This window comes from Rhizobium croatiense (assembly GCF_019793465.1).
Classification (GTDB): Bacteria; Pseudomonadota; Alphaproteobacteria; order Rhizobiales; family Rhizobiaceae; genus Rhizobium; species Rhizobium croatiense.
Window position 1 is genome coordinate 18,210 of sequence record NZ_JAILYJ010000024.1, and the last position, 19,591, is coordinate 37,800.

Below are 19,591 nucleotides of genomic sequence, written 5' to 3' on the forward strand. Positions count from 1 at the left end.
AGCTTCTTTAGAGGTTGGAGGTGAATTTTATCGCGCCCTTCAACACTGCGACCGCGAGATAGAGGGATACGAGAAAGAGAAGAGACCGGTATGACGCTTGCTCGGTCGCCTCATTGACGATCCGGCGCTGGAGTTCGAGAGGCGCCGCGCCGATAACGAAAAGAGCCAGGGACAGCCCTGCGACCAACGCCTGATGACGCCTTCCCATCAGCCAGATGAAGCCGAATAGTTCGGAGAGCATCGAATCCGTCGCGCCTCCGGTCTTTTGCGGGACGCGGCCGGACAATTAAATCCTGGAGGGCCAGATGTTCATCGCGCACTCACGGGTCAGAGAGAGCGCTCGACGCGCCCGGTTCGGGAGTCGTGGGATGGCCTCACCAGTAGGACGCTCACGACCGTCCCCACCATGAGGATCAGGATGATGAGGAGAAGCCTCGACACGACGGCGTCTGCGATGACCCTGACAAACATGACGGAAACTCCAGGGACGATTTCATAGTTTGAGAGAGCTCACCATGCGGTAGCCAGGGTGATGTTGTTTACCACGCCGCCGACGCCGCGGATGCTTTCCGCCGCCACCCTGGCCGCCGAGCATTCCAGCTCCGTCTCGACCTCTCCCCTCAGGGTGACTGCCCCGTTGGAGACGGTCGCATTGACGATGGGGAACCTTATTTCGAACTCGGTTTCCAGGCGGCCACGAACGGCCGTCCCTAGGGCCTCGTCGCCGGAAGCAGTACACTGCCGTCGAACATCGAGAAGCGCTCGCATCAAGTCGTGACGGCTGATTATGCCGGCGAGTCTGCCGTTCGGTGTTTGATGTCGTGGGCCTGCAGGAGTTCTGCGAGCTGGCTCGCGGTTGCGCTCGGGGCGGCGCTGACGACGGGCGTCGACATCACGTCCTTGACGCGCCAGCTTCGGGCCTTCACATAGTCCGCCAGTGCATCTTCGCGGTCGCGCGTATGCGGTACCGCCCGTCTCGCCCAGGATGACGCCACCCGGCGCAGCAGGTCTCCCCGGTGACGATGCCGGTGAGCCGCCCTTCGCCATCGATGACGGGCACCGCGCCGATCTTGCTGGCGTTGACGATCTCGACGGCTTCCCTGACGTTGTGTCCCTCGTCGAGCGTCGTCACGGGGTCGTCATGATGTCTCTAGCAAGCATCGCGCTGTCTCCTTTTCGATCGGACAATTACGGAGCCAACTTGTTGAGCGCATTGACGTGGATCAAGGCAGACACGAAGCCGCGGGAGGCATTCTTCACGCGTCGTCGTCTCTGAAGCCTTCCGACGAAGTGCGGCGTCAGGCTCGCCCGCATTGCAACTTATTGAGGATCGAGGCGTTACGGTTCGGTCTCGTCCTCGCGCGGCGTACCAAATTCTTCCCGCGCCGTCGCAAGGAGTCTTATGCAGCAACCCGTCAAGCTGGTATCCGTCGGCACCGCCGTTCCGCCACATGTCATCGACCAGCGTGACGCGGCGCGAGCCTCGCACACCGCGTTCTCATCGCGATTTGACGATTTCGAAAAGCTGGCAAGGGTGTTCGAAACCTCGGGAATTCGGCGCCGCTATGCCGTCCGGCCGATCGAGTGGTATCTCGAGACGTCGGGATGGCCCGAACGAAACCTCGCTCATATCGAGGGCGCGGGTGCAATGTTCGTCGCCGCCGCCAGCAAAGCTCTCGTGTCGGCGGGCATTGCAGCAGGCGATGTCGACACGATCGTAACCGTCTCCTCGACTGGTATTGCGACACCTAGTCTGGAAGCGAGGGTAAGCCGAGAACTGGGCTTCCGGGACGATGTCGAACGGGTTCCCGTGTTTGGCCTCGGCTGTGCCGGCGGAGTCTCTGGGCTTTCAATCGGGTCACGGCTGGCGGCATCCCGGCCAGGCTCAGTCGTGCTGGTGGTCGCCGTCGAGACCTGCACGTTGGCATTTCGCATGGACAAGCTTACGAAGGCGAACATCGTGGCGACCGCCCTCTTCGGCGACGGGGCCGCCGCCTGCGTGGTGCGTGCTAGTGAGACCGGTCTGGCCGAGGTCGAACTTGCAGGCCAGCATACGTGGCCCGACACGCTAGACATCATGGGATGGAGCGTCGATCCGGAGGGTCTGGGCGTGATCTTCGATCGTGCGATACCACCGTTCGCCGAAACTCATGTGCTGAAGGGCGTAACGTCCATACTCGCCCGATCAGATCTTGCTCCTGCCGACGTTGACCGGTTTGCGTGCCACCCCGGTGGATCAAAGGTTATCACCGCCTTGGAATCGGCGCTTAAACTAAGCCAGGGAACCCTCGACCAGGAACGTGAGGTTCTCTCGGACTATGGGAACATGTCCTCGCCAACCGCGCTGTTCGTACTCGAGAAGCTTCTTGCGCAAGGACTACCCAGGAGAACTGTCCTGACGGCGATGGGACCGGGCTTCACCCTTAGCTGCCTCTCGTTGACGGCTGCAGCATGACCCGGCGATCATTCTCCAGGACGTATTAAGATCGCATCGTTTGCAGAACGAACAGGACTCGAAACAGATAGCTGACGCTGCAAAGGCTGCGATTGCCGTGGGACACCCCAAGTCGAAGGCGAGGTTGCCACCTCGCACTCGAATCCTTTCTCCTGCGTGCCGGCGTAGCTGCGGCAGTATGGCTGGTGGTAGTCGCTACCCAATCCGGTCCTCTGTCGCACTAGGAGGAGCGTGCCCAGCGCCAATTCTGGATTTCCGGCAAGTCTTCTCCACGCTCCCGTACGAACGCCCGGTGCTCGTCGAGCTTTGCATGCAAGGCTGCCGTCACATCTGGCACCTTTTCGGCGAGGCCGGGCACGCGCGCGATCGGTCGCGATGTCTATCTGCGTGTATCTGAACCATGCGATCCAGCCATGGCACTGAATGTGCATCGGCAAACAAAAGCGGATTTACAACCAACGTTGTCAGATACGTCTCCCCCAAGCGGCATTGATGTCTCGGGGCCAGTGTCTCTCGATTACGCCTGTCATCGATCGCCGACCTCGGCAGGCCACAAGGAGTGGGAAACTTTGATCTCCTACGCACTTTGCTCATCGCTTCCCATTCCTAGCTGCATTGAAGCGTGGGGCAGAGTGACTTCAAATAGGCGCTTCAGCGGAGTCCACCGACCGAGGCACTGGATGTTCGCAACCAACTGCCGCTTTTCCGGAAGATGATGAGTTAAGGTGGCAGGAAACGGAATAAGACTGGTTGACGAGAAGCCCGGGAAAAACAACAGAAACTGGTTCGAAAGTTCTTGTTCGTTCATCAGCGCTTTTTGTTGGATTGTGAGAGCACGGATCCTGCCAACTGCTTGGTAGCAGTGCTGTATTTCGTGCTCGATAGAACCTGCGAAGCCTTGTCCTCCATCGCAGCTCCTGTCTGCTTTGAGGTGCCCGCCTGCAAGGGCTCTGTTGCAAGATCGACTCCGACTATGTCCTGATGTACCCGGCGATCCGCCCCGGCAGCTACGTCCTCATTTCCGTGACCGACACCGGCACCGGAATGACGTCCGATGTGATGGAGAGGGCTTTCGACCGTTCTTCACCGCGAAACCGACGGGCTCGGGAACGGGGCTTGGGCTGAGCATGGTCTACGGTTTCGCAAAGCAATCCGCAGGGCACCTGCAGCTCTACAGCGAACTTGGCGAAGGGACGACGGTGCGCCTCTTTCTTCCACGCGCCGACGCCGGAAAGGATTCTCATCCGAACGAGCAGCGGGCTGAGGAAGCCCCGCCTCGGGGCACGGAAACTATCCTGGTGGTCGAGGACGACGCGAGAGTTCGCCGAGTGACGGTCAGCCGCCTGCAGACGCTTGCCTACTTCGTGATCGAAGCTACGAACGGGATCGACGCGTTGAAGGAGCTGGAGGCGGGGCATGACGTAGCGCTCCTGTTCAGTGATGTGGCCATGCCGGGAATGAACGACGACGAACTGGCCCGGAATGTCCGGGAGCGCTGGCCGAGGGTGAAAATTCTCCTGACGTCGGGCTTTTCTGAACCCCATGCCGCGGACAAGGAGATCGAAGCGGGCGCCGGCTGGCTGAAGAAGCCGTACACTGCATCGGAGATGTCGACCCGTCTCAGGCTGCTGCTCGCCGCGAGGCCTAATAGCGATTCTGCTCGACAGCAGGATTTCAATTTAGAAAAATCAAACCCGAACCTCAATCGCGCTGCCGTTGCGGGGACTCATATCTTTCTTCGCGGAAGATCCCAGCCTACGTCGCCACCCAAGGTCGCTCTCCAAGAACATCAATGGTCGCCTTGTGCTCGCGACGGAGGCTCTGCAACGGGTGGTGCGGAATTTCGTTCCGAAGACGAGATCTGCGCGCAAGTCGATCAAGGAAATTGGGCTCTATGCGAAGGGCGCTCAGCGGCGCCCTTGCTGCTGAGTGTGGGCAGAGCAGTAATGTCTAGCCAATCCCGATATTCGATCACCCGACCGTCAGTCGGTCGTCGAGAGTGCTGATCCCTGGAGCGGACCATGCAGCGCGCTCCGCCGCCTGCCGTTCCGACCAGGTCTTCACCTTGCCGGAGAGGATTACCTTTCTGCCTTGGACGTCGATTCTGATTGCATCGGCCTCAAGAGCGGCGTCGCGCTGGAAAGCATCCTCGATGCGTTTCTTGACATCCACCGCCGTAATATGCGGCTTCAGCTCCACTAGGTTGGACACCCCTACTACGCCGGCGAGATCCCGCACGGCGTCGTAGGCCGCGTTCTTTTGATATTGCCACTCGACCTCTCCCCGCAAGGTGATCCACCCTTTGAGGACCCGCACCTGCACCGAATCCTTTGGCACGGAAACGTTCCAGTCGAGCATTTTGACAGCGCGCCGGGCGATGTAGTCGTCGTCTGTTTCCTTCGGCCCGAAAATCCGGACCTCGATATCGGCAGCTATTCCGCGCACGCCCTTGACGCGACTAACCACGCGCTCTGCGGCTTCTTTCTCCGCGTAGGTGCGCACGTGACCAGTCAGTGTGACGATCCCGCTATCGACCGCGACGCCGATATCAGCCGCGTCGATGCTGGGCTCGAATTCCATTTCGTCGAGAATGTTCTGTCTGAGTTGAATGTCGTTCATGACAACCTCCTTCAGGTTTGCGACGTGCCGATCGTGACAGCGCCGCAGATTTTCGTCGTTGATCTTCATCAAGCACGAGAGCGACCTTGGAATTTCAGCGGACAGAACACGGTCTGCGGGCTGCTACTGGGTCTGCACGTCAGCGGCCACGAAGAGGCGGTGGCCGTTCCTCACGACGGTGATGAGAGCACGGGCATGCTCCTTCACGAGTATTGAGAGGAGTTGCCCGACGTCCGTCACCGGCTGCTGGTCGAGAGCGACGATAACGTCGTCCGGCTGCAGGCCGGCCTGTGCCGATGATTGCACTGTGGCGTTATAACATATTGCCAAAGTCTATTTATGGGAACTGCAGTATCGAAGCCAGAAGTGCACCTGTGTTGTGGAGTCGTTAGCGGCCGTAGCCGCGCCATGACCAATTCAAAATCAGCATCGAAGGTCACCATTCCGCCTTTAGCGTCATCACTGGCACAGATATTCCTGATACTCTGTGAAGCACATCTCGCCGCTCAGTTAGAAGCGTATAAGCGGATACGGCGGAATGGCGGGGACTCCATATAGTGCGGGATCAGGCGTTGTTACACACGTGGAACCAGGATGCTGAGCGCGAACGATTCGTACGGCGCGATGAGCCTGCGCCATTAGTGCACGTCGCGCGAGGCCCGCCGCTTTATTTGATATTCAAGAGCAACGGCACCTAAGACTTATGTTCGAAAAGGTAATGACGCTAACGTGATATCGACGATCGACATAAGATGGGATCGCGATGCGCCATCGCGTGCGAGGGTCGACATGCCCTGCGCAACAGCCATGATGAGCCCCGCAAGCGCTACCGGATTTACGTCTGGGCCTATTTCGCCTTTATCTATGGCGTAGGAAATTCGAATCAGTAGCTGTGCCTCAAGATGGCGCCTGATGCCGGCAAGCATCTCCTGCAGATCCATCGAGTCTTGTGAACAGCTTATGACCGACGTTGCCAGCAAGCAGCCCCGAGGGGTTTCCTCTCCGGTAAACTTGGTAGCCGCATTGACAAGCAACTCGTGGACGACCTCCGTGAGCGACTTTCCGTCGCTGACCACGTCCTCAACTGCCGGCCCGCTCGCGAGATAGAGTTCGACAGCCTCCAGAAACAACCGCTTCTTGTCTCCGAAGGCGGTGTAGATGCTCGACGGTTTGACCCCGAGCGCGGCGGTCAATGTGGCGAGAGATGTCCCTTCATAGCCGTACCGCCAGAACAGCACCATCGCCTTTTGGAGAGCAGCATCCCGGTCAAAGGACAGGGGCCGTCCACCCTTCCTAGGCGCATGATAAAGGTCGTCAATCATAGTGATCATTATTAAACTCTTGACGGCTGTGTTCAAGTCCCATAAATGTGTTTCCTAGTGATTGATAGGAAATTAAGATATGCAAAAGCTTACTGGGAAAGTCGCGATCGTGACCGGGTCGTCGAAGGGCATTGGCGCTGGCATTGCTGAGCGCTTGGCTGCGGATGGCGCCTCTGTAATCGTGAACTACGCCCGATCGTCGGACATGGCGCAGGCCGTCGTCGATAGAATTACGGCGGCTGGCGGCTCCGCATTCGCAATCAAAGCCGACATCTCCAACCCGGCCGAAATTTCGTCCCTCGTTCGCGCTACCATCGAGAAGTTCGGAAAGTTGGACATTCTCATCAACAATGCGGCTGTCTATAAAATGGACAGCCTTGAAAGCCTAACCGCTGCGAGCATCGACGAGCACTTTGCTCTTAACGTGCGCGGCCTTCTTCTTATGACGCAGGCCGCGGCTCGCGAATTGGGTGAAGGAGGCGTGATCGTTAATATCAGCTCCGGAATGGCGCAAAGTCCTTATCCTACTGTGCACGCTTACTGCTCAACGAAGGGAGCGGTCAACACGCTCACGCGGTCTCTCGCGCTTGAGCTGGGATCTCGCAAGATTCGGGTAGTAGGGATCGCCCCCGGTTTCACCGCCACGGAAGGCAACGCCGATATCCGAGACGTTGCGTCCGATGGCTACTTGATCGGTAAAACGCCGCTAGGTCGAATAGGCGAGCCTACTGACATCGCCGCAGCAGTCTCCTTCGCGGTATCTAGCGACGCGGATTGGATAACGGGAAGCACGATCGACGTCGCGGGCGGCATGATCTTTTAGATATTACCATCGAGCGACCGCGCAACGGTCGTTCTCAATGCGATCGAATTCTATTATCCTGGGTCAAGGGATAGCACGCAGTTAAACTCATGGGGTCGTCCAATCGCAGCCGGGCGCGTCAATAGTAAGTTGTGTCGAAGCAGCGCTTCCGGGTGCATTGTTGTCATCGCGTTCCATATCGCTCGCCGCATGAAGGAGCTTGCCGGCCCGAGCGAGATCACCTTCACCGTCTTCGACGAGATCGGCTATGCCGAAGCGGCTCCGGCTCAGTGAGCCGGCCGTACACTCATGTATGATCGCCCGGATATGTCCGGGTCGATCTTAGGGACGCTTGAGTTCGCCAGCCGGTGCAAGATTTATGGTGAAAAATACAATAATAATGTGCACCATTGTGGCAACCTGGGGGAACGACATGAGGAAACTTTTAATTGGACTTGCCGCCATCGTCGTGTTGGTCTGCGGTGTAGCTGGGACATATCTTTATCATCTGTTTGAAGAGCGGAGACTCGAAGAGACACTTGCGTTGCAAGAGCGCTCGCTGGCCCTCACCGAAGCCATTCTACAAACCGGGGCCAAGCCAGACGACTGGAGCAACCGCATCTTTCTACCCGAGCGCGCGCTGAGAGGACTTGTAAGCGGGCTCAATGGGATCGAACGCGTCGTTCGCCTCGGCGATAAGGATCCCGAAGGACACTATGATGGCGCAGTCATAGTGCGGGTCGAAGAAGCGGTGCTGAGCACGAACGATGGCTCATTTCATGCCAAATTATCGCTTTCCGCTCATTATCAAGCCGATAAAAAGACGTCTTGGTGGGCAGGAACGACAGCATTTGCTGAACTCGATACCATGCTCCTTCCGCTGCCCGACAAGGACGACAAAGGCCGGAACGCAATCCGCCTTCATCTCGTCCCGTACGCAGTTAAGCCTAAATTCAATTGGGGAAATTTATCATTAAGTTCGGGGGACCTCTTAGCCGAACTAATCGCCGACGGAGCTTTTACGGGTTGGGGCAAGGAACTCGTTATTCCGGGGCCAAGCATTGTGAGTGACTTAGAACTGGACATTGGCAAAGCGAATTCCAGTCACAACAAGTTCGAAGTGAGCGGCGGGTATGATCTTGCGATTAAGATCAATCGCGACAAGCTTCATAGAAGCATTGCAGCCGAAATCCCCGTATCGACGACAAACGGCATTTGGATGCTCGGCGGAAAAACTATCGACGAGGTCTTCTCGCACTTGGCCGAAACAAAAGAAACGACTTCTGAAGCGCTTGAGCGCCGCAGGAAATCGGTTTCCGACCGTCTGCGCCCTTTCCGCGACGATCGCGATCTCGTCTATGTCCGAATCCACAATACTCCGATTTTAGAGATGGCTTCAGAGCTCCGTCAGGCAACGACGGGCTCGATCAGCAGTTCCAATGCGAGCGGAGAGATCGCTCACCCAGCCTTGCTGAAGGACGACCTCTTAGGTGAGGTCAGCCTTGTCGTCACGCCACGTGGGCCGTCATTTCTCTCCGGATTGTTCGACGTTCAGCCACCAGACATCAAGTGGGTGCCTGGGGTTGGCCTTCAAACCGCACTTCGAGTAGATGCAAGCCTGAAAGTGGAACTGCACACCCACACGAATGCCGCCTTTGTTGGAGGAGGTTTTGGCAATGATATCGATCTTCACGCCAAAACGTCACTCGATCTTCCAGTCTCGATAAAAGTGGCGAAGCAAACGGTCGCCGCCGGCTCGGCGATTGTTCTGATACCCGAGCTTGCCTGCCGACGTATAACCATTGGCGTTACCCCGAGCGCGCCTAGCGACATCGCGGCGAATGCGTGGCTTACCATTCATCAGTTGAGGATTGACGTTGAGCGCAACATCGGCGGCGGGAAACAAGCGCCTTCAATTTTGATCTCCAGCCTCCCGACATTCTACCCCTTCGGCAAAAACGAGGAGCCAAGGCCCGACGAACGCGAGTATACGAACTTCGGTCGCAGAGGTGTTGAGGTCGCATGGGATCCGAAGGACGTCGTGGTGGGGGCGGATTATCTTGAGCTCTCCGCAGGTTACTCGATAGTTCCAAAAACGGGTGATGCGGGTCCGGTTTCGAAGGAACAGTTTGACGCTTTCAAGACAGCCCTTAACGAAGCCGTTCCCGCTATTGCCTGCGAGCCCGATGACAACTTCATTCTTAAGTCTTGGAATGTCACGCTACTAGATAAGAACTTGCTTGCCAAAGCAATCATGGACGCCGTTCGGGCGGGGCAGCATGTGGCGGAGGAAACGAAAAAAGAATTGACCAAGCTCTACGAGCGGCCTTTCGACTCCCTCAAAGATCTTCCTGACAACGCCTGGCGGGAGGGGACGAAAGGCGTTCAGGGCGCAGTCGACAACGCCAAAGCTGCAGCAGATGCCGCCGCGAAGGCTGCCGCCGATCTCGCGAAGGGGATCGCCGATGCCGCTCAGAAAGCAAAGGATGATCTTGAGCGTTCCGATCTTAACCCTGGGAATTGGCATTGGTGACACTATCAGTTCCGCGAAACTTCGACCAAGTTCTCTTTGTCTGAACGCCGATGTAACTGCACCACCCGAAGAGAGCGAAATAGACGTATATTTGTATCGGTTGATAGATCCACGGCATATTCCCGGTGACGTCTCCGATACAAAACATGCTCGGTGATCCGGAAGCATACCTAAGAGCCCGTCTCGAAAGGGTTGAGTAGCTGGCGCGGTCGTGATTCCGAATTGGGTGTCGAAGCCTAATCGGAGAGACCTGATGTGGACGCCAGCTACCCGTCGCCAGCATAACCGAGAAAGCCTGCGTTATGAAACCGATCTGACGGATCGCGAGTGGAATTTGATTGCGCCGATGATGCCGGCTGCGGCGAAGACGGGACGTCCGCGCGGATGGCCGCTGCGCGAGATCATGAATGCAATCTTCTATGTCATGCGCGGCGGCATCGGCTGGCGGCTTCTGCCGTCCGACTTTCCGCCGAGAAGCACGGTGTTCCGGTGGTTCTGCCGGTTCCGCGACGACTGCCTGTTCGAGAAGATCAATCACCAGCTTCTGATGCAGGATCGGCAGCGATGCGGACGCGAGGCCTCGCCCACGGCCTCGGTCATCGACAGCCAGACGGTCAAGACCTGCGAGAGCGGCGGGCCGCGCGGCTATGATGCGGGCAAGAAGATCAAGGGCCGCAAGCGCCATGCACTGGTCGACACCGACGGTCGGGCGCTGGTGCTGTTCCCGCATCCGGCCAATATCCAGGACCGCGACGGAGCGGGCCCGGTGCTGCAAGCCTCGCGGCGGCCATTTCCATTTGTCGGCAAGGTCTTCGCCGATGCAGGCTACCAAGGCCCGCGCGTGGCCGAAGCCACGTCCATTGCAGTCGAAATTGTCAGGCGAAAGCCCGATCAGATCGGCTTCGCCGTGCAGCCGAGGCGATGGGTGGTCGAGCGCTTCTTCGCCTGGATCAGCCGTAACCGCAGGCTATGGAAGGACGCCGAGGCGACCATCGAATCCGCCACCGCTTTCCTCTACGCGGCAGCCGTCATGATCCTCGTCAGACGCATCGCACGCCAATCATGACCAGTTTCGGCACGGACTCTTAGTGGCACGGTTTTTTACCTGCTCAGTGCCGACCATAGCTCTGTCGAGGTTTTTAGACGCAAATGCTCGTCACCCTTGAGATCTCCATGATCTCTTTGAAAAGTACCCGATTGCCCTATCGTCCAAGAGGTCAGCTTCAATATTGAAAGCCGCCGCCACGATGTCGTCCATTTCCTTGGCTCGATCAACCGTTGCGTAACGCGCTTCGAGCCTTTGCTGTTGCAGGTCTATGGTGTCCTTCCAATAGCGGGTGCCTTTTATATCTGCGTGTGTGTCAACGAAGCGGGCAAGGGGTCCCCCGGCCCCCCAGCCAACGAAACCTGGACATGCGCGGCAGAACTCGTAGAGTTTTTCGTCACGAGTCGCGATCCACACATCGTGCTCGATCACTCCAAACATGAACTGCTCTCGTGAATTATTCACGATATCAGCGGCGGAGATCAGTTTTAGGTCATTAGCACCGTTCAGCGCGATACGGTGTAGCTCTTGGACCCGGGTCAAGCCTTTGGCGCCGCCCTTCTTCAGTTTCGTGAAATTGTTCACAGTGGCCGACTTCCGCGTCCTCACAACGTCAGTCATACCCTTTTCAGGAGCGAATACGTATCGCGCGATCGACAATTCCTTCAGGCTGATGAGGTTAAGGACTTCCTCGCAGTAGTCGATGTAGAGCGTGAATTTTTCAAACCCGTCCAACGCTTCCAGGCGATAAATAATGTTTAAGGCCAGCAGTGACGCATAAGAGCAGGCGATGGTCGTCTGACGCTCCGGTGATAGTGCACTGAAGGCCTCGGGCTCAAAACTTTCGCCGGCGAAAGGAACCTTCACTGAGTTAGGGTCATCCCGGAACTTGGGCAGGTAGTCTCTGCAAAACCTTTCGAACGCAGCCTCGACCGGAGCCCGTCGCCCCGGCGGAAGCTCCTGGTAGGCAGCAGCAGGCGATATGAAAACGCCGTATTTTGACGTCGTCTCGATCAACCTTGCCAGATCGACAATGCCTGCGTCTTTCAAGTCCTTATGCCGCTGCGATCCGTTATACGCGATTTCAATCGTCAGCAGGATGTTGGTGTCCACCATCACATTTGTCTGCCTTCGGTTCCGGTAATTCTCGCGGATTAAGCCTTTGTTGATCTTAATTATTTCGGGAGAGCTGGAAGAGGATTTGAAAGTGTGTACGGTCATATTCTCTGTTTCTGCATTGAGCGTCTATTCATTTGCCCGGTCGCCATACATTCGCCACCGCCAATACACCTAAGTAACAACCTTACGTTACTAATTCTCTAGGTTCTTGGGCGACGAGACGAGCTTCGCTCGCAGGTCCGGACTAATCATCACAGTGCCTGAACACTGCGCGACGTTCTCAGCGAGAGCGTCGCATTGCGGGAGCCTAAATTCTCATTCCGTTCGCCCTTAGCGTATGCTTCGCACGCCTCTTGTTCCCCCAATAAACGACGAGTTTGGTGAGTGGTACACGACGCTGATCGAGGCCGTTCAGGACGATATTGTAAGGGCAGTCGGGGCTTCTAGAAGCCAAACGGCAGCAACTTCCTTTCCCTCCCCTTCTCATCCGACACCTTGCACAACAGAATGGCCCAGAAGGCCGTGCCCGCAAGATGAAGCGACAAAGACAATTCTCGAAGACTTGGCGCTACACGAGCTGCGCGTGGCCCGAAAAAACTCAGCAGGATCTGGCACGCGCACTCTATGTGAAGCAGCCGGCTGTCGCAAAGCTGGAGCAGCGTGGCGATATCTATGTCAGCAGCCTGCGACGCTATATGGAGGCTTTGGGCGGCACGTTCGAGATCACCGCGAAATTCCCCGACGCCTCGGTCAACATCTAGATTTTCAGCGAAGTGGCCACTGAGAAGTAACATCGCTTTGAACCAATAGCGCCTCCGACCAGACATTTACCCAGATCGCTCAATGAAAATTCCGGCTCTTCACCTTCAGCGTATCGATATGAAGATCGGGTGTGAACATGTCCCGCGGAACGACCGGCTTTAGCCGATCACGTGAATCCGGCCCACCCCCATGGGCAAACTCGTCGCCTCTCCCGGTCGGCAGCCTGAACTCCGTATCTCGATCGGCAAGGCCAACCAGATCGGCTGAGAGATCGAAGAGTTGCTGGGCGACGAGATGGACCACCTCCCCTTCTCGCTGGATCCGCCCGTTGATCGCCATCATTGAGGATCCCAGTACGATACGCCGACGCTTCTCGAATAGCGACGGCCACACAACGACGTTGGCCGGACCCGTCTCGTCCTCGATGGTGATGAACATCACACCCTTGGCCGATCCCGGCTTCTGCCGCACCAGCACGAGTCCAGCGGTGTAAACCCATCGGCCATCCCGAGCATTCATCGCCTCGGCACAGGTGATGATATTGCGTACCGACAGGCCCTTGCGCAGAAAGGCGACCGGATGCTGGCGCAAAGTCAGCCCGATGTGGCTGTAGTCCTCGATCACGTTGTGGCCGTCGTTCATCTGCCGAAGTGCCACCTCCGGCTCCTGTTGCTCGGCAATTGCTGTTGCCTCACGTTCGGCGGCGGCGGCAAACAGCGGTAACGGCTCGTCGCGCAGCGCCTTGATCGCCCAAAGCGCATCGCGTCGTTCGAGTTTCAGCGATGGCAGAAAGGCGTCGGCCTCCGCGAGTTGAACAAGCGCTTCGGTCGGCACGCTAGACCGGCGCCACATGTCATCGACTGAGGCGAACGGGTTGTTCATGCGCGCTGCAACGATCCGTGCGGCGTCCGCGACAGCCAGCCCTTTCACCTGCCGAAACCCGAGGCGCACAGCATGACGATCGCTGCCTCCAATCCTTTCCAGCGTGCAGTCCCATCGCGAGCGGTTGACGCAGACCGGCCGCACCTCGACGCCATGCTTGATCGCGTCCCCGACGATCTGGGCCGGAGCATAAAATCCCATTGGCTGGCTGTTGAGAAGGGCTGCACAAAAGACGTCGGGGCAATGGCACTTGATGTAGTTCGAAGCGTAGGCAATCAACGCAAAGGAGGCCGCATGACTTTCCGGAAAGCCGTATGAGCCAAAGCCCTCCAACTGCGAAAAGGTCTTTTCGGCGAACTCGGCCGAATATCCGTTCTTGACCATGCCTGACACCAGCTTGTCCTTGAAGCGCGAGACGCCGCCGGTGAACTTGAAGGTCGCCATGGATTTGCGCAGCTGGTCGGCCTCACCACCGGTAAAGCCGGCACAGACCATGGCGACGCGCATCGCTGACTCTTGAAACAGCGGCACGCCAAGTGTCTTGCCGAGCACCGCCTCCAACTCGGGTGTCGGATACTCGACGGGCTCCTTGCCTTCGCGACGACGGAGATAGGGATGCACCATGTCGCCCTGGATTGGGCCCGGCCGCACGATCGCCACCTGAACAACGAGATCGTAGAACGTGCGCGGTTTTAACCGCGGCAGCATCGCCATCTGCGCACGGCTTTCGATCTGGAAGGTGCCGAGCGTGTCAGCCTTGCGGATCATTGCATAGGTCGCCGCATCCTCTTGGCTGATTTTCGAGAGATCAAGATCCTGCCCTTTGTGCTCGCGGATGAGATCAAAAGCCTTGGCCATGCAGGTGAGCATCCCGAGCGCCAAGACATCCACCTTCATGAACTTCAGAGCCTCGACATCGTCCTTGTCCCATTCGATGATCTGCCGGTCTTTCATCGTCGCCGGCTCGATCGGTACAAGATCGTCCAGCCGGTCATGGGTGAGGACAAAGCCGCCGGGGTGCTGGCCGAGATGACGCGGCGCGCCCATCAGCTGCTGTGCCAGTTTCAGGGTGAGCGCTAAGCGCCGGTCGTCCGGGTTGAGATTGAGTTCCCTGATGTTTCGGTCGGGAATTTCTTCCGACCAGGACCACATGCCTGACGACAGCGCCTTGATGACATCTTCAGGCAGGCCAAGCGCCTTGCCGACATCGCGGATTGCGCCCTTGGCCCGGTATCGGGTGACGGTCGCACAAAGTGCCGCCTTCTCCTTGGTATAAGTCTTGTAGATCCACTGGATGACCTCCTCGCGCCGTTCGTGCTCGAAGTCGACATCGATATCCGGCGGCTCGTCGCGTTCCTGGCTGACGAAACGCTCGAAGAGGAGATCATTGGTCGAGGGGTCGATCGATGTGATGCCGAGAATATAGCAGACGGCGCTGTTGGCCGCCGATCCCCTGCCCTGACAGAGAATGCCCTGGCTTCTGGCAAAGCGCACGATCGAAAACACCGTCAGGAAGTACGGCGCGTATTTCATGGTGCGGATGAGATCGAGCTCGTGGCGTACGGTCTTCAACACGTCCGGCGGCAGACCTTCCGGGTACCGGTCCGGCGCACATTCCCAGACATAATGCTCGAGAGACGCCTGGGCGTCCTTGCCCGGAACGATGGCTTCCTCCGGGTACTGGTAGGTCAGCTCCTCAAGCGAGAACTTGCAGCGATGCACGATTTCCAGGGTTCGCGCGAGTGCTTGCGCGTAGCGCGGAAACAGGCGTGCCATTTCCTCCGGTGGCTTGAGGTAGCGGTCGGCGTGGCGTTCGCGCTCGAAACCGACATCGTCGATCGTGGTGTTGTGCCGGATACAGGTAACGATGTCCTGCAATTGCCGCCGGCCCGGCTCATGAAACAGCACATCATTGGTGACGACGGTTCTGACCTTGAACCGAGCCGCCATGTTGGAAATCTCATGCAGCCGCAACTGGTCGTTCGGTCGCCGACGCAGACAGAGAGAGACGTAAGCGCGATCACCAAACAGCTCAGCCATTTTTCGAAGCTGGATCGCGCAAAGATCATCCGGCAGATCCGGCACCAAAATGCCGATCATCCCCTCGGAGTAAGCGACGATATCGTCCCAGTGCAGGATGCAGTTGTTCTTGCCGCCGCGCGATTTGCCCAGCGTGATGAGGCGCGTCAGGCGCGAATAGGCGGATCGGTCCATCGGATAGACCAGCACAGACATCCCATCCGCGAGATCGAGCCGACAGCCGACGACCAGGCGCAGACCCGTGGCGCGAGATGCTTCCAGGGCGCGGACGATCCCGGCCAGCGAATTGCGATCGACGACGCCGAGTGCTTCGATGCCGAGCTGTTTCGCCGTCTCGAACAATTCCTGTGCAGAGGAGGCGCCGCGCAGAAAGGAAAAGTGGGTCGTGACCTGCAGCTCGGCGTAGCTCATGCGAAGATCCCGTGGCAGAACCAGCGATGGGACCCGGTCTCGGGATCCACTCCGTCGCCGGAGCGGAACACCCACAGGCGCTCGCCTGCCTCGTCCTCGATGAGAAAGTAGTCCCGCACCGCCTCCATCTCGGCGTCACGCTGCCACCACTCCCCGAAGATGCGTTCCGGGCCGTCGGCGCGTTTGACCTTACGGCGCTTGCCGCGCCAGACGATGGAAACAGGCGGCCGGTCCGGCATCAGCGCAATCGCCTCGATCAGTTCGGGTCGTGGCAAAAGCCGGACTGGACGGCGCCAATGGCTCACCCAGGCAACAGGGATCGGTTCAGCAACGGGACTGATCCGCCGGACGGAACGTTCCGGCACATCGGATGCAACCGGCGCGACGCGATAGACCCGCTGGCCCCGATTTCCATAGATATCGATGAGCGGTGTCACATCGGTGATGTCATCCTCGACCAGAGCAGAGACTTTCTGCGCCTCCTCCAATGGCTCTACCATGACGGCGACAAGGGTGAGCCTCTCGATCCCGAAACCCGGCTCGATCTTTTCCGTCCGGTCCCGAAACAGTTTCGTCAGCCAGGCAACGTCGCGGGCAGGTTTGGCAGTGCCTGCGCGAATGGCTTGTCTGGTGCCGTCGACCTTCTCGACGATCAGGTCGGCGCGGCGCACCCCAAGGCCGCGCTTCTGAAGCTCATCGACCAGTTGGACGACGAGGCGGCCGACATATTTGTTGATCGTTTCGGCAGCGCCAATTGGTTCAGCGAAGGCTTTCGAGACTTCGACCAGCTCAGGCGTCCGGATTGGCTTGATCGGCTCGGCGATGCGACAGAGCATCTGGTCGAGACGGCGCCCAACCTCCGGCCCAAAGCGCAACGTCAGCGGCGCGCGCGGGGTATTGGCAAGCTCCCCGATCGTCTGAAATCCGAGAATGCGGAGATCGCTGACAATCGTTGCCGGCAGGCGCAGGAGCGATATAGGCAGCTTTTCGACGGCCCGCACTGTCTCACCCGGCGGAATGACAATCGTCTCGCGCTTGATTGCGCGGGCGCAGGCATGGGCTGCACCCCAGCTGTCGGCGACCGCCACGCGGGCAGTCAGCTTCCTGCCCAGAAACTGGTTGGCGATCTTTGTCACCATTGGCAGCTCGCCGCCCTGCAGGTGGTCGGCGCCTTCGGTGTCCATCACGATGCCGTCGATCCCGTCAATCGCGACGATCGGCGAATAGATTGTTAGTGCCCACAGTGTGATGCGTTCGAGGGCTACCCGATCGGCTTCGATATCCGCGTCGACCATCATCAGGCCATGAAACAGCGACTGCGCCTTTGCCGCCGGCATGCCGACATGCACGCCTGCCACCCGGGCAGCCGGGTCGGCAGCCGAAACCCATCGCTTCGACCCGCTTCTTGCGATCACGGCAATTGGCTGTTCAGGCGAAATGGAGGGATCCGCCCGCCGAATACGATCCGTCGGCAGATCCGGAAGATAGATCGAGACGACCCTTGTCATCACACGCCCTCACGAGAAACTCAGCACACTCACCCGCTTTCACGCGCATCAATTCAAGAAACCATTGAGGCCTGCCCACCCCCGGTACCGGCAGCTCTTCCGATGGCATCACACTGACCCGCCATCTGGTTGTTGACGCCGTCGGCTGGCCAAAATCATTCGCCTCGGTCTGCCGTCGCCATCGCCGGACGGCAAGAGCCATCGTCCCGGTTCGCTCGGCGGCTAGCTGCAATCGGCGGGAACTGACCATCGGCAGGCGGACAAGTTCGCCGACGACCGCTCCGAGACCGCCGAACGACAGTCCCTCCTCCATATTGGCCAGAACATCCTCTTCCCTGTCGGACTCGACAAAAATCACCCGGTCGGGATGGAGGCCCACCTGGGCAAGCGCCGGAAAGAATAGATCCGGTCGGGTCAAACACCAAACGACGGGGCCTTTGGTTCGCGCGGCAATGCCGGCCACACAGAGTGCCGCCGCCGCGCCATCAACAGTACCGGAACCGCCGCCCGCGAACTCATGCAGCGCTCCATGGGCGAGACCACCGCCCGGCAGGACCGCATCGATCTCCGACAGACCGAAGGGCAGACAGCCGGCACGTCTGGCCTGCGCACCCTCCATTGATGCGATGCGCTCGCGCAGATTGGCGATCACATCGGAAACCTCCTCAGGGGCCCTCGTGGCACGGGCAGCATTCATCGTTCACGGCTCCCTTCAAGGTCGCGTTGGCGGGATCGACATCATGTCGGGCGGGCGATATGTTCACTATCTGTTCTTGTGCCAGCAAAGAGTCAAGACACATTGAGCGTAGGAATATTCGCCTAGCATTAGCGATCTTGAAGATTGCGAACGGAATCAATCGCGTAAGGCCGAAAAGAATTTTTGGCGCAGTTTCCGGGCGTTTGGGCCCTGCCGGTGGATAGCGGGGAAAGAAGTCAGTTCGTCGCAATGTTCTTAAGCTTTTTGTGCTGCACTTCAGCCATGACAAAGCCTCCCAGGTCAAACCCACCTAGAACAAAGCCGCTTCTTCGTGACGGCGAAGCTCCGATCCGCTCGAAGCCACGCAGGAAACGCAATCCGGCACAGCCACAGCTGCTTTTCGATCCCATGCCCGATCGGGTTGAGCCAGCGCTGGCTGAGCTGAAGGCACATCCGCCAAAAGGTGATCAGTGGAGCTGGGAGCTGAAATGGGACGGCTATCGCCTGGCGGTCCATATCGAGCCGCAAGGTGTGCGCATCCTTACACGTGGTGGCCATGATTGGACGCATCGCTTTCCTGATATAGCAGAGGCCGCTCGGGCGCTCGGGCCGGCGACGATGATCATCGATGGCGAGGCGGTGGTGCTTGACCAAGAAGGGCGACCGGATTTTGAGCTGCTGCAGCAATCGCTCGGCGCTTCTGGAAAGGCCGCTGGCAACCGCGCCTCGGACGCCATTCTCTACGCCTTCGATCTAATTTATCTCGACGGCCATGATCTGCGCGGGATCGAATACCGCTCGCGCCGGCATCTTCTTGAGGATACGCTCACCGAGAAAGATGGCGCCATCCGTCTTTCGGAGACGTTCGACGCGGATCCCGCTGTCCTGCTTGAGAACGTTTGCCGCCTTGGTCTCGAAGGCATCGTCGGCAAGAACCTCGATCAGCCCTATCGCTCCGGCCGCACCGGCGACTGGGTGAAGGTCAAATGCGTTGAGAGCGAAGCCTTCATGATCGTCGGCTATGAGCCATCCACGGCGTCGCTTGGCGGCTTCGGGTCTCTCGTGCTTGCCGCCTACCGCGACCATGATCTTGTTCATGTTGGGAGCGTCGGCACGGGCTTCAAGCAAGCCGAGATGGATAGGCTGCGCAAGACGCTCGACAATCTGCGCTGGAAGCAAAAGCAGCCACCTGTGTCCTTCGCCGGGAAAGCTGACATCGTCTGGGTCGCGCCGACCTTGATCGCCGAGATCGAGTTTCGGGCCTGGACCGGAGACGGCAAACTGCGGCATCCATCCTACAAGGGCTTGCGGGAACGTCAGGACAATGCCGACGTCTTCACGCTCGACTAGCGAAATCGGTATCGTCCGTTAGATTGTCTTCCACGACCTTGCGAAC

General features: G+C 58.5%; 21 protein-coding genes. 8 read left to right on the forward strand and 13 right to left on the reverse strand.

The window, feature by feature from the left end:
- Window positions 1–7: 7 nt before the first annotated feature.
- From K6M89_RS28155 to K6M89_RS28170, 4 genes are all read right to left on the reverse strand, one after another.
- Window positions 8–241 carry a hypothetical protein gene (locus K6M89_RS28155; RefSeq protein ID WP_004674368.1) on the reverse strand — a complete coding sequence of 78 codons (234 nt, stop codon included), beginning with the start codon at window positions 239–241 and terminating at the stop codon, window positions 8–10.
- Window positions 242–327: 86 nt separating this feature from the next.
- Window positions 328–471: a hypothetical protein gene (locus K6M89_RS28160; RefSeq protein ID WP_010033181.1), complete on the reverse strand. Its 144-nt coding sequence runs from the start codon at window positions 469–471 to the stop codon at window positions 328–330.
- Between the two features lie 39 nt (window positions 472–510).
- Window positions 511–768, reverse strand: coding sequence for a BON domain-containing protein (locus tag K6M89_RS28165; RefSeq protein ID WP_004674366.1), 258 nt, complete (start codon window positions 766–768; stop codon window positions 511–513).
- Window positions 769–922: 154 nt separating this feature from the next.
- Window positions 923–1,132 carry a CBS domain-containing protein gene (locus tag K6M89_RS28170; protein WP_008534154.1) on the reverse strand — a complete coding sequence of 70 codons (210 nt, stop codon included), beginning with the start codon at window positions 1,130–1,132 and terminating at the stop codon, window positions 923–925.
- A 270-nt stretch (window positions 1,133–1,402) separates the two neighbouring features.
- On the opposite strand from K6M89_RS28170, the gene K6M89_RS28175 reads away from it, so the two are divergent.
- Window positions 1,403–2,455 carry a type III polyketide synthase gene (locus tag K6M89_RS28175; RefSeq protein ID WP_004674362.1) on the forward strand — a complete coding sequence of 351 codons (1,053 nt, stop codon included), beginning with the start codon at window positions 1,403–1,405 and terminating at the stop codon, window positions 2,453–2,455.
- Between the two features lie 220 nt (window positions 2,456–2,675).
- Here K6M89_RS28175 and K6M89_RS28180 read toward each other — a convergent pair whose 3' ends face one another.
- Together K6M89_RS28180 and K6M89_RS28185 are read right to left on the reverse strand one after the other, a co-directional pair.
- On the reverse strand, window positions 2,676–2,813 hold the full coding sequence (locus K6M89_RS28180) for a hypothetical protein (RefSeq protein WP_257784652.1): 138 nt from the start codon (window positions 2,811–2,813) through the stop codon (window positions 2,676–2,678).
- A gap of 219 nt (window positions 2,814–3,032) precedes the next feature.
- Entirely contained in the window at window positions 3,033–3,263 is a 231-nt protein-coding gene (locus tag K6M89_RS28185; protein WP_004674360.1) for a hypothetical protein, read from the reverse strand.
- A gap of 319 nt (window positions 3,264–3,582) precedes the next feature.
- On the opposite strand from K6M89_RS28185, the gene K6M89_RS28190 reads away from it, so the two are divergent.
- A complete protein-coding gene (locus K6M89_RS28190; protein ID WP_004674359.1) occupies window positions 3,583–4,461 on the forward strand; it encodes a response regulator in 879 nt (292 codons plus the stop codon).
- On the opposite strand, the gene K6M89_RS28195 is transcribed toward K6M89_RS28190, so the two are convergent.
- The 3 genes from K6M89_RS28195 to K6M89_RS28205 form a co-directional block, all read right to left on the reverse strand.
- Entirely contained in the window at window positions 4,427–5,074 is a 648-nt protein-coding gene (locus K6M89_RS28195) for a BON domain-containing protein (RefSeq protein ID WP_004674356.1), read from the reverse strand. The two genes, K6M89_RS28190 and K6M89_RS28195, sit on opposite strands and share 35 nt — an antisense overlap.
- A 123-nt stretch (window positions 5,075–5,197) precedes the next feature.
- Window positions 5,198–5,380 (reverse strand): PDZ domain-containing protein, encoded by a 183-nt coding sequence (locus K6M89_RS28200; protein WP_010030806.1) that lies wholly within the window; start codon window positions 5,378–5,380, stop codon window positions 5,198–5,200.
- 395 nt (window positions 5,381–5,775) lie between these two features.
- On the reverse strand, window positions 5,776–6,405 hold the full coding sequence (locus tag K6M89_RS28205; protein ID WP_010030804.1) for a TetR/AcrR family transcriptional regulator: 630 nt from the start codon (window positions 6,403–6,405) through the stop codon (window positions 5,776–5,778).
- Between the two features lie 70 nt (window positions 6,406–6,475).
- On the opposite strand from K6M89_RS28205, the gene K6M89_RS28210 reads away from it, so the two are divergent.
- From K6M89_RS28210 to K6M89_RS28225, 4 genes are all read left to right on the forward strand, one after another.
- Entirely contained in the window at window positions 6,476–7,219 is a 744-nt protein-coding gene (locus tag K6M89_RS28210) for an SDR family NAD(P)-dependent oxidoreductase (RefSeq protein WP_018247133.1), read from the forward strand.
- 129 nt (window positions 7,220–7,348) lie between these two features.
- Entirely contained in the window at window positions 7,349–7,492 is a 144-nt protein-coding gene (locus K6M89_RS28215; protein WP_155774532.1) for a hypothetical protein, read from the forward strand.
- 139 nt (window positions 7,493–7,631) lie between these two features.
- A complete protein-coding gene (locus K6M89_RS28220; protein WP_225881307.1) occupies window positions 7,632–9,731 on the forward strand; it encodes a hypothetical protein in 2,100 nt (699 codons plus the stop codon).
- 253 nt (window positions 9,732–9,984) lie between these two features.
- Complete coding sequence (locus K6M89_RS28225; protein ID WP_018247132.1) at window positions 9,985–10,797, forward strand: IS5 family transposase; 813 nt, start codon at window positions 9,985–9,987, stop codon at window positions 10,795–10,797.
- A gap of 90 nt (window positions 10,798–10,887) precedes the next feature.
- Here the strand turns inward: K6M89_RS28225 and K6M89_RS28230 are convergent, their stop codons facing one another.
- The gene (locus K6M89_RS28230) at window positions 10,888–11,997 is read right to left on the reverse strand and encodes a hypothetical protein (protein WP_018247131.1); all 1,110 of its coding nucleotides are present in this window, start codon (window positions 11,995–11,997) and stop codon (window positions 10,888–10,890) included.
- Window positions 11,998–12,428: 431 nt separating this feature from the next.
- Here K6M89_RS28230 and K6M89_RS28235 point away from each other — a divergent pair, with 431 nt between their 5' ends.
- Window positions 12,429–12,656, forward strand: coding sequence for a type II toxin-antitoxin system RelB family anti-toxin (locus K6M89_RS28235; RefSeq protein WP_004680466.1), 228 nt, complete (start codon window positions 12,429–12,431; stop codon window positions 12,654–12,656).
- Between the two features lie 79 nt (window positions 12,657–12,735).
- On the opposite strand, the gene K6M89_RS28240 is transcribed toward K6M89_RS28235, so the two are convergent.
- Genes K6M89_RS28240 through K6M89_RS28250 form a run of 3 tightly spaced genes read right to left on the reverse strand, consistent with a single transcriptional unit; the run spans window position 12,736 to window position 18,195 of the window.
- Window positions 12,736–15,990, reverse strand: coding sequence for an error-prone DNA polymerase (locus K6M89_RS28240; RefSeq protein WP_004680467.1), 3,255 nt, complete (start codon window positions 15,988–15,990; stop codon window positions 12,736–12,738).
- Window positions 15,987–17,498, reverse strand: a complete 1,512-nt coding sequence (locus K6M89_RS28245; RefSeq protein ID WP_004680468.1) for a Y-family DNA polymerase — start codon at window positions 17,496–17,498, stop codon at window positions 15,987–15,989. Before K6M89_RS28245 ends, K6M89_RS28240 begins: the two co-directional genes overlap by 4 nt.
- A complete protein-coding gene (locus K6M89_RS28250) occupies window positions 17,419–18,195 on the reverse strand; it encodes an ImuA family protein (RefSeq protein ID WP_004680469.1) in 777 nt (258 codons plus the stop codon). The genes K6M89_RS28245 and K6M89_RS28250 overlap by 80 nt, the downstream gene beginning before the upstream one ends.
- A gap of 282 nt (window positions 18,196–18,477) precedes the next feature.
- On the opposite strand from K6M89_RS28250, the gene ligD reads away from it, so the two are divergent.
- On the forward strand, window positions 18,478–19,545 hold the full coding sequence (ligD, locus tag K6M89_RS28255) for a non-homologous end-joining DNA ligase (RefSeq protein WP_018247130.1): 1,068 nt from the start codon (window positions 18,478–18,480) through the stop codon (window positions 19,543–19,545).
- Window positions 19,546–19,591 lie beyond the last annotated feature (46 nt).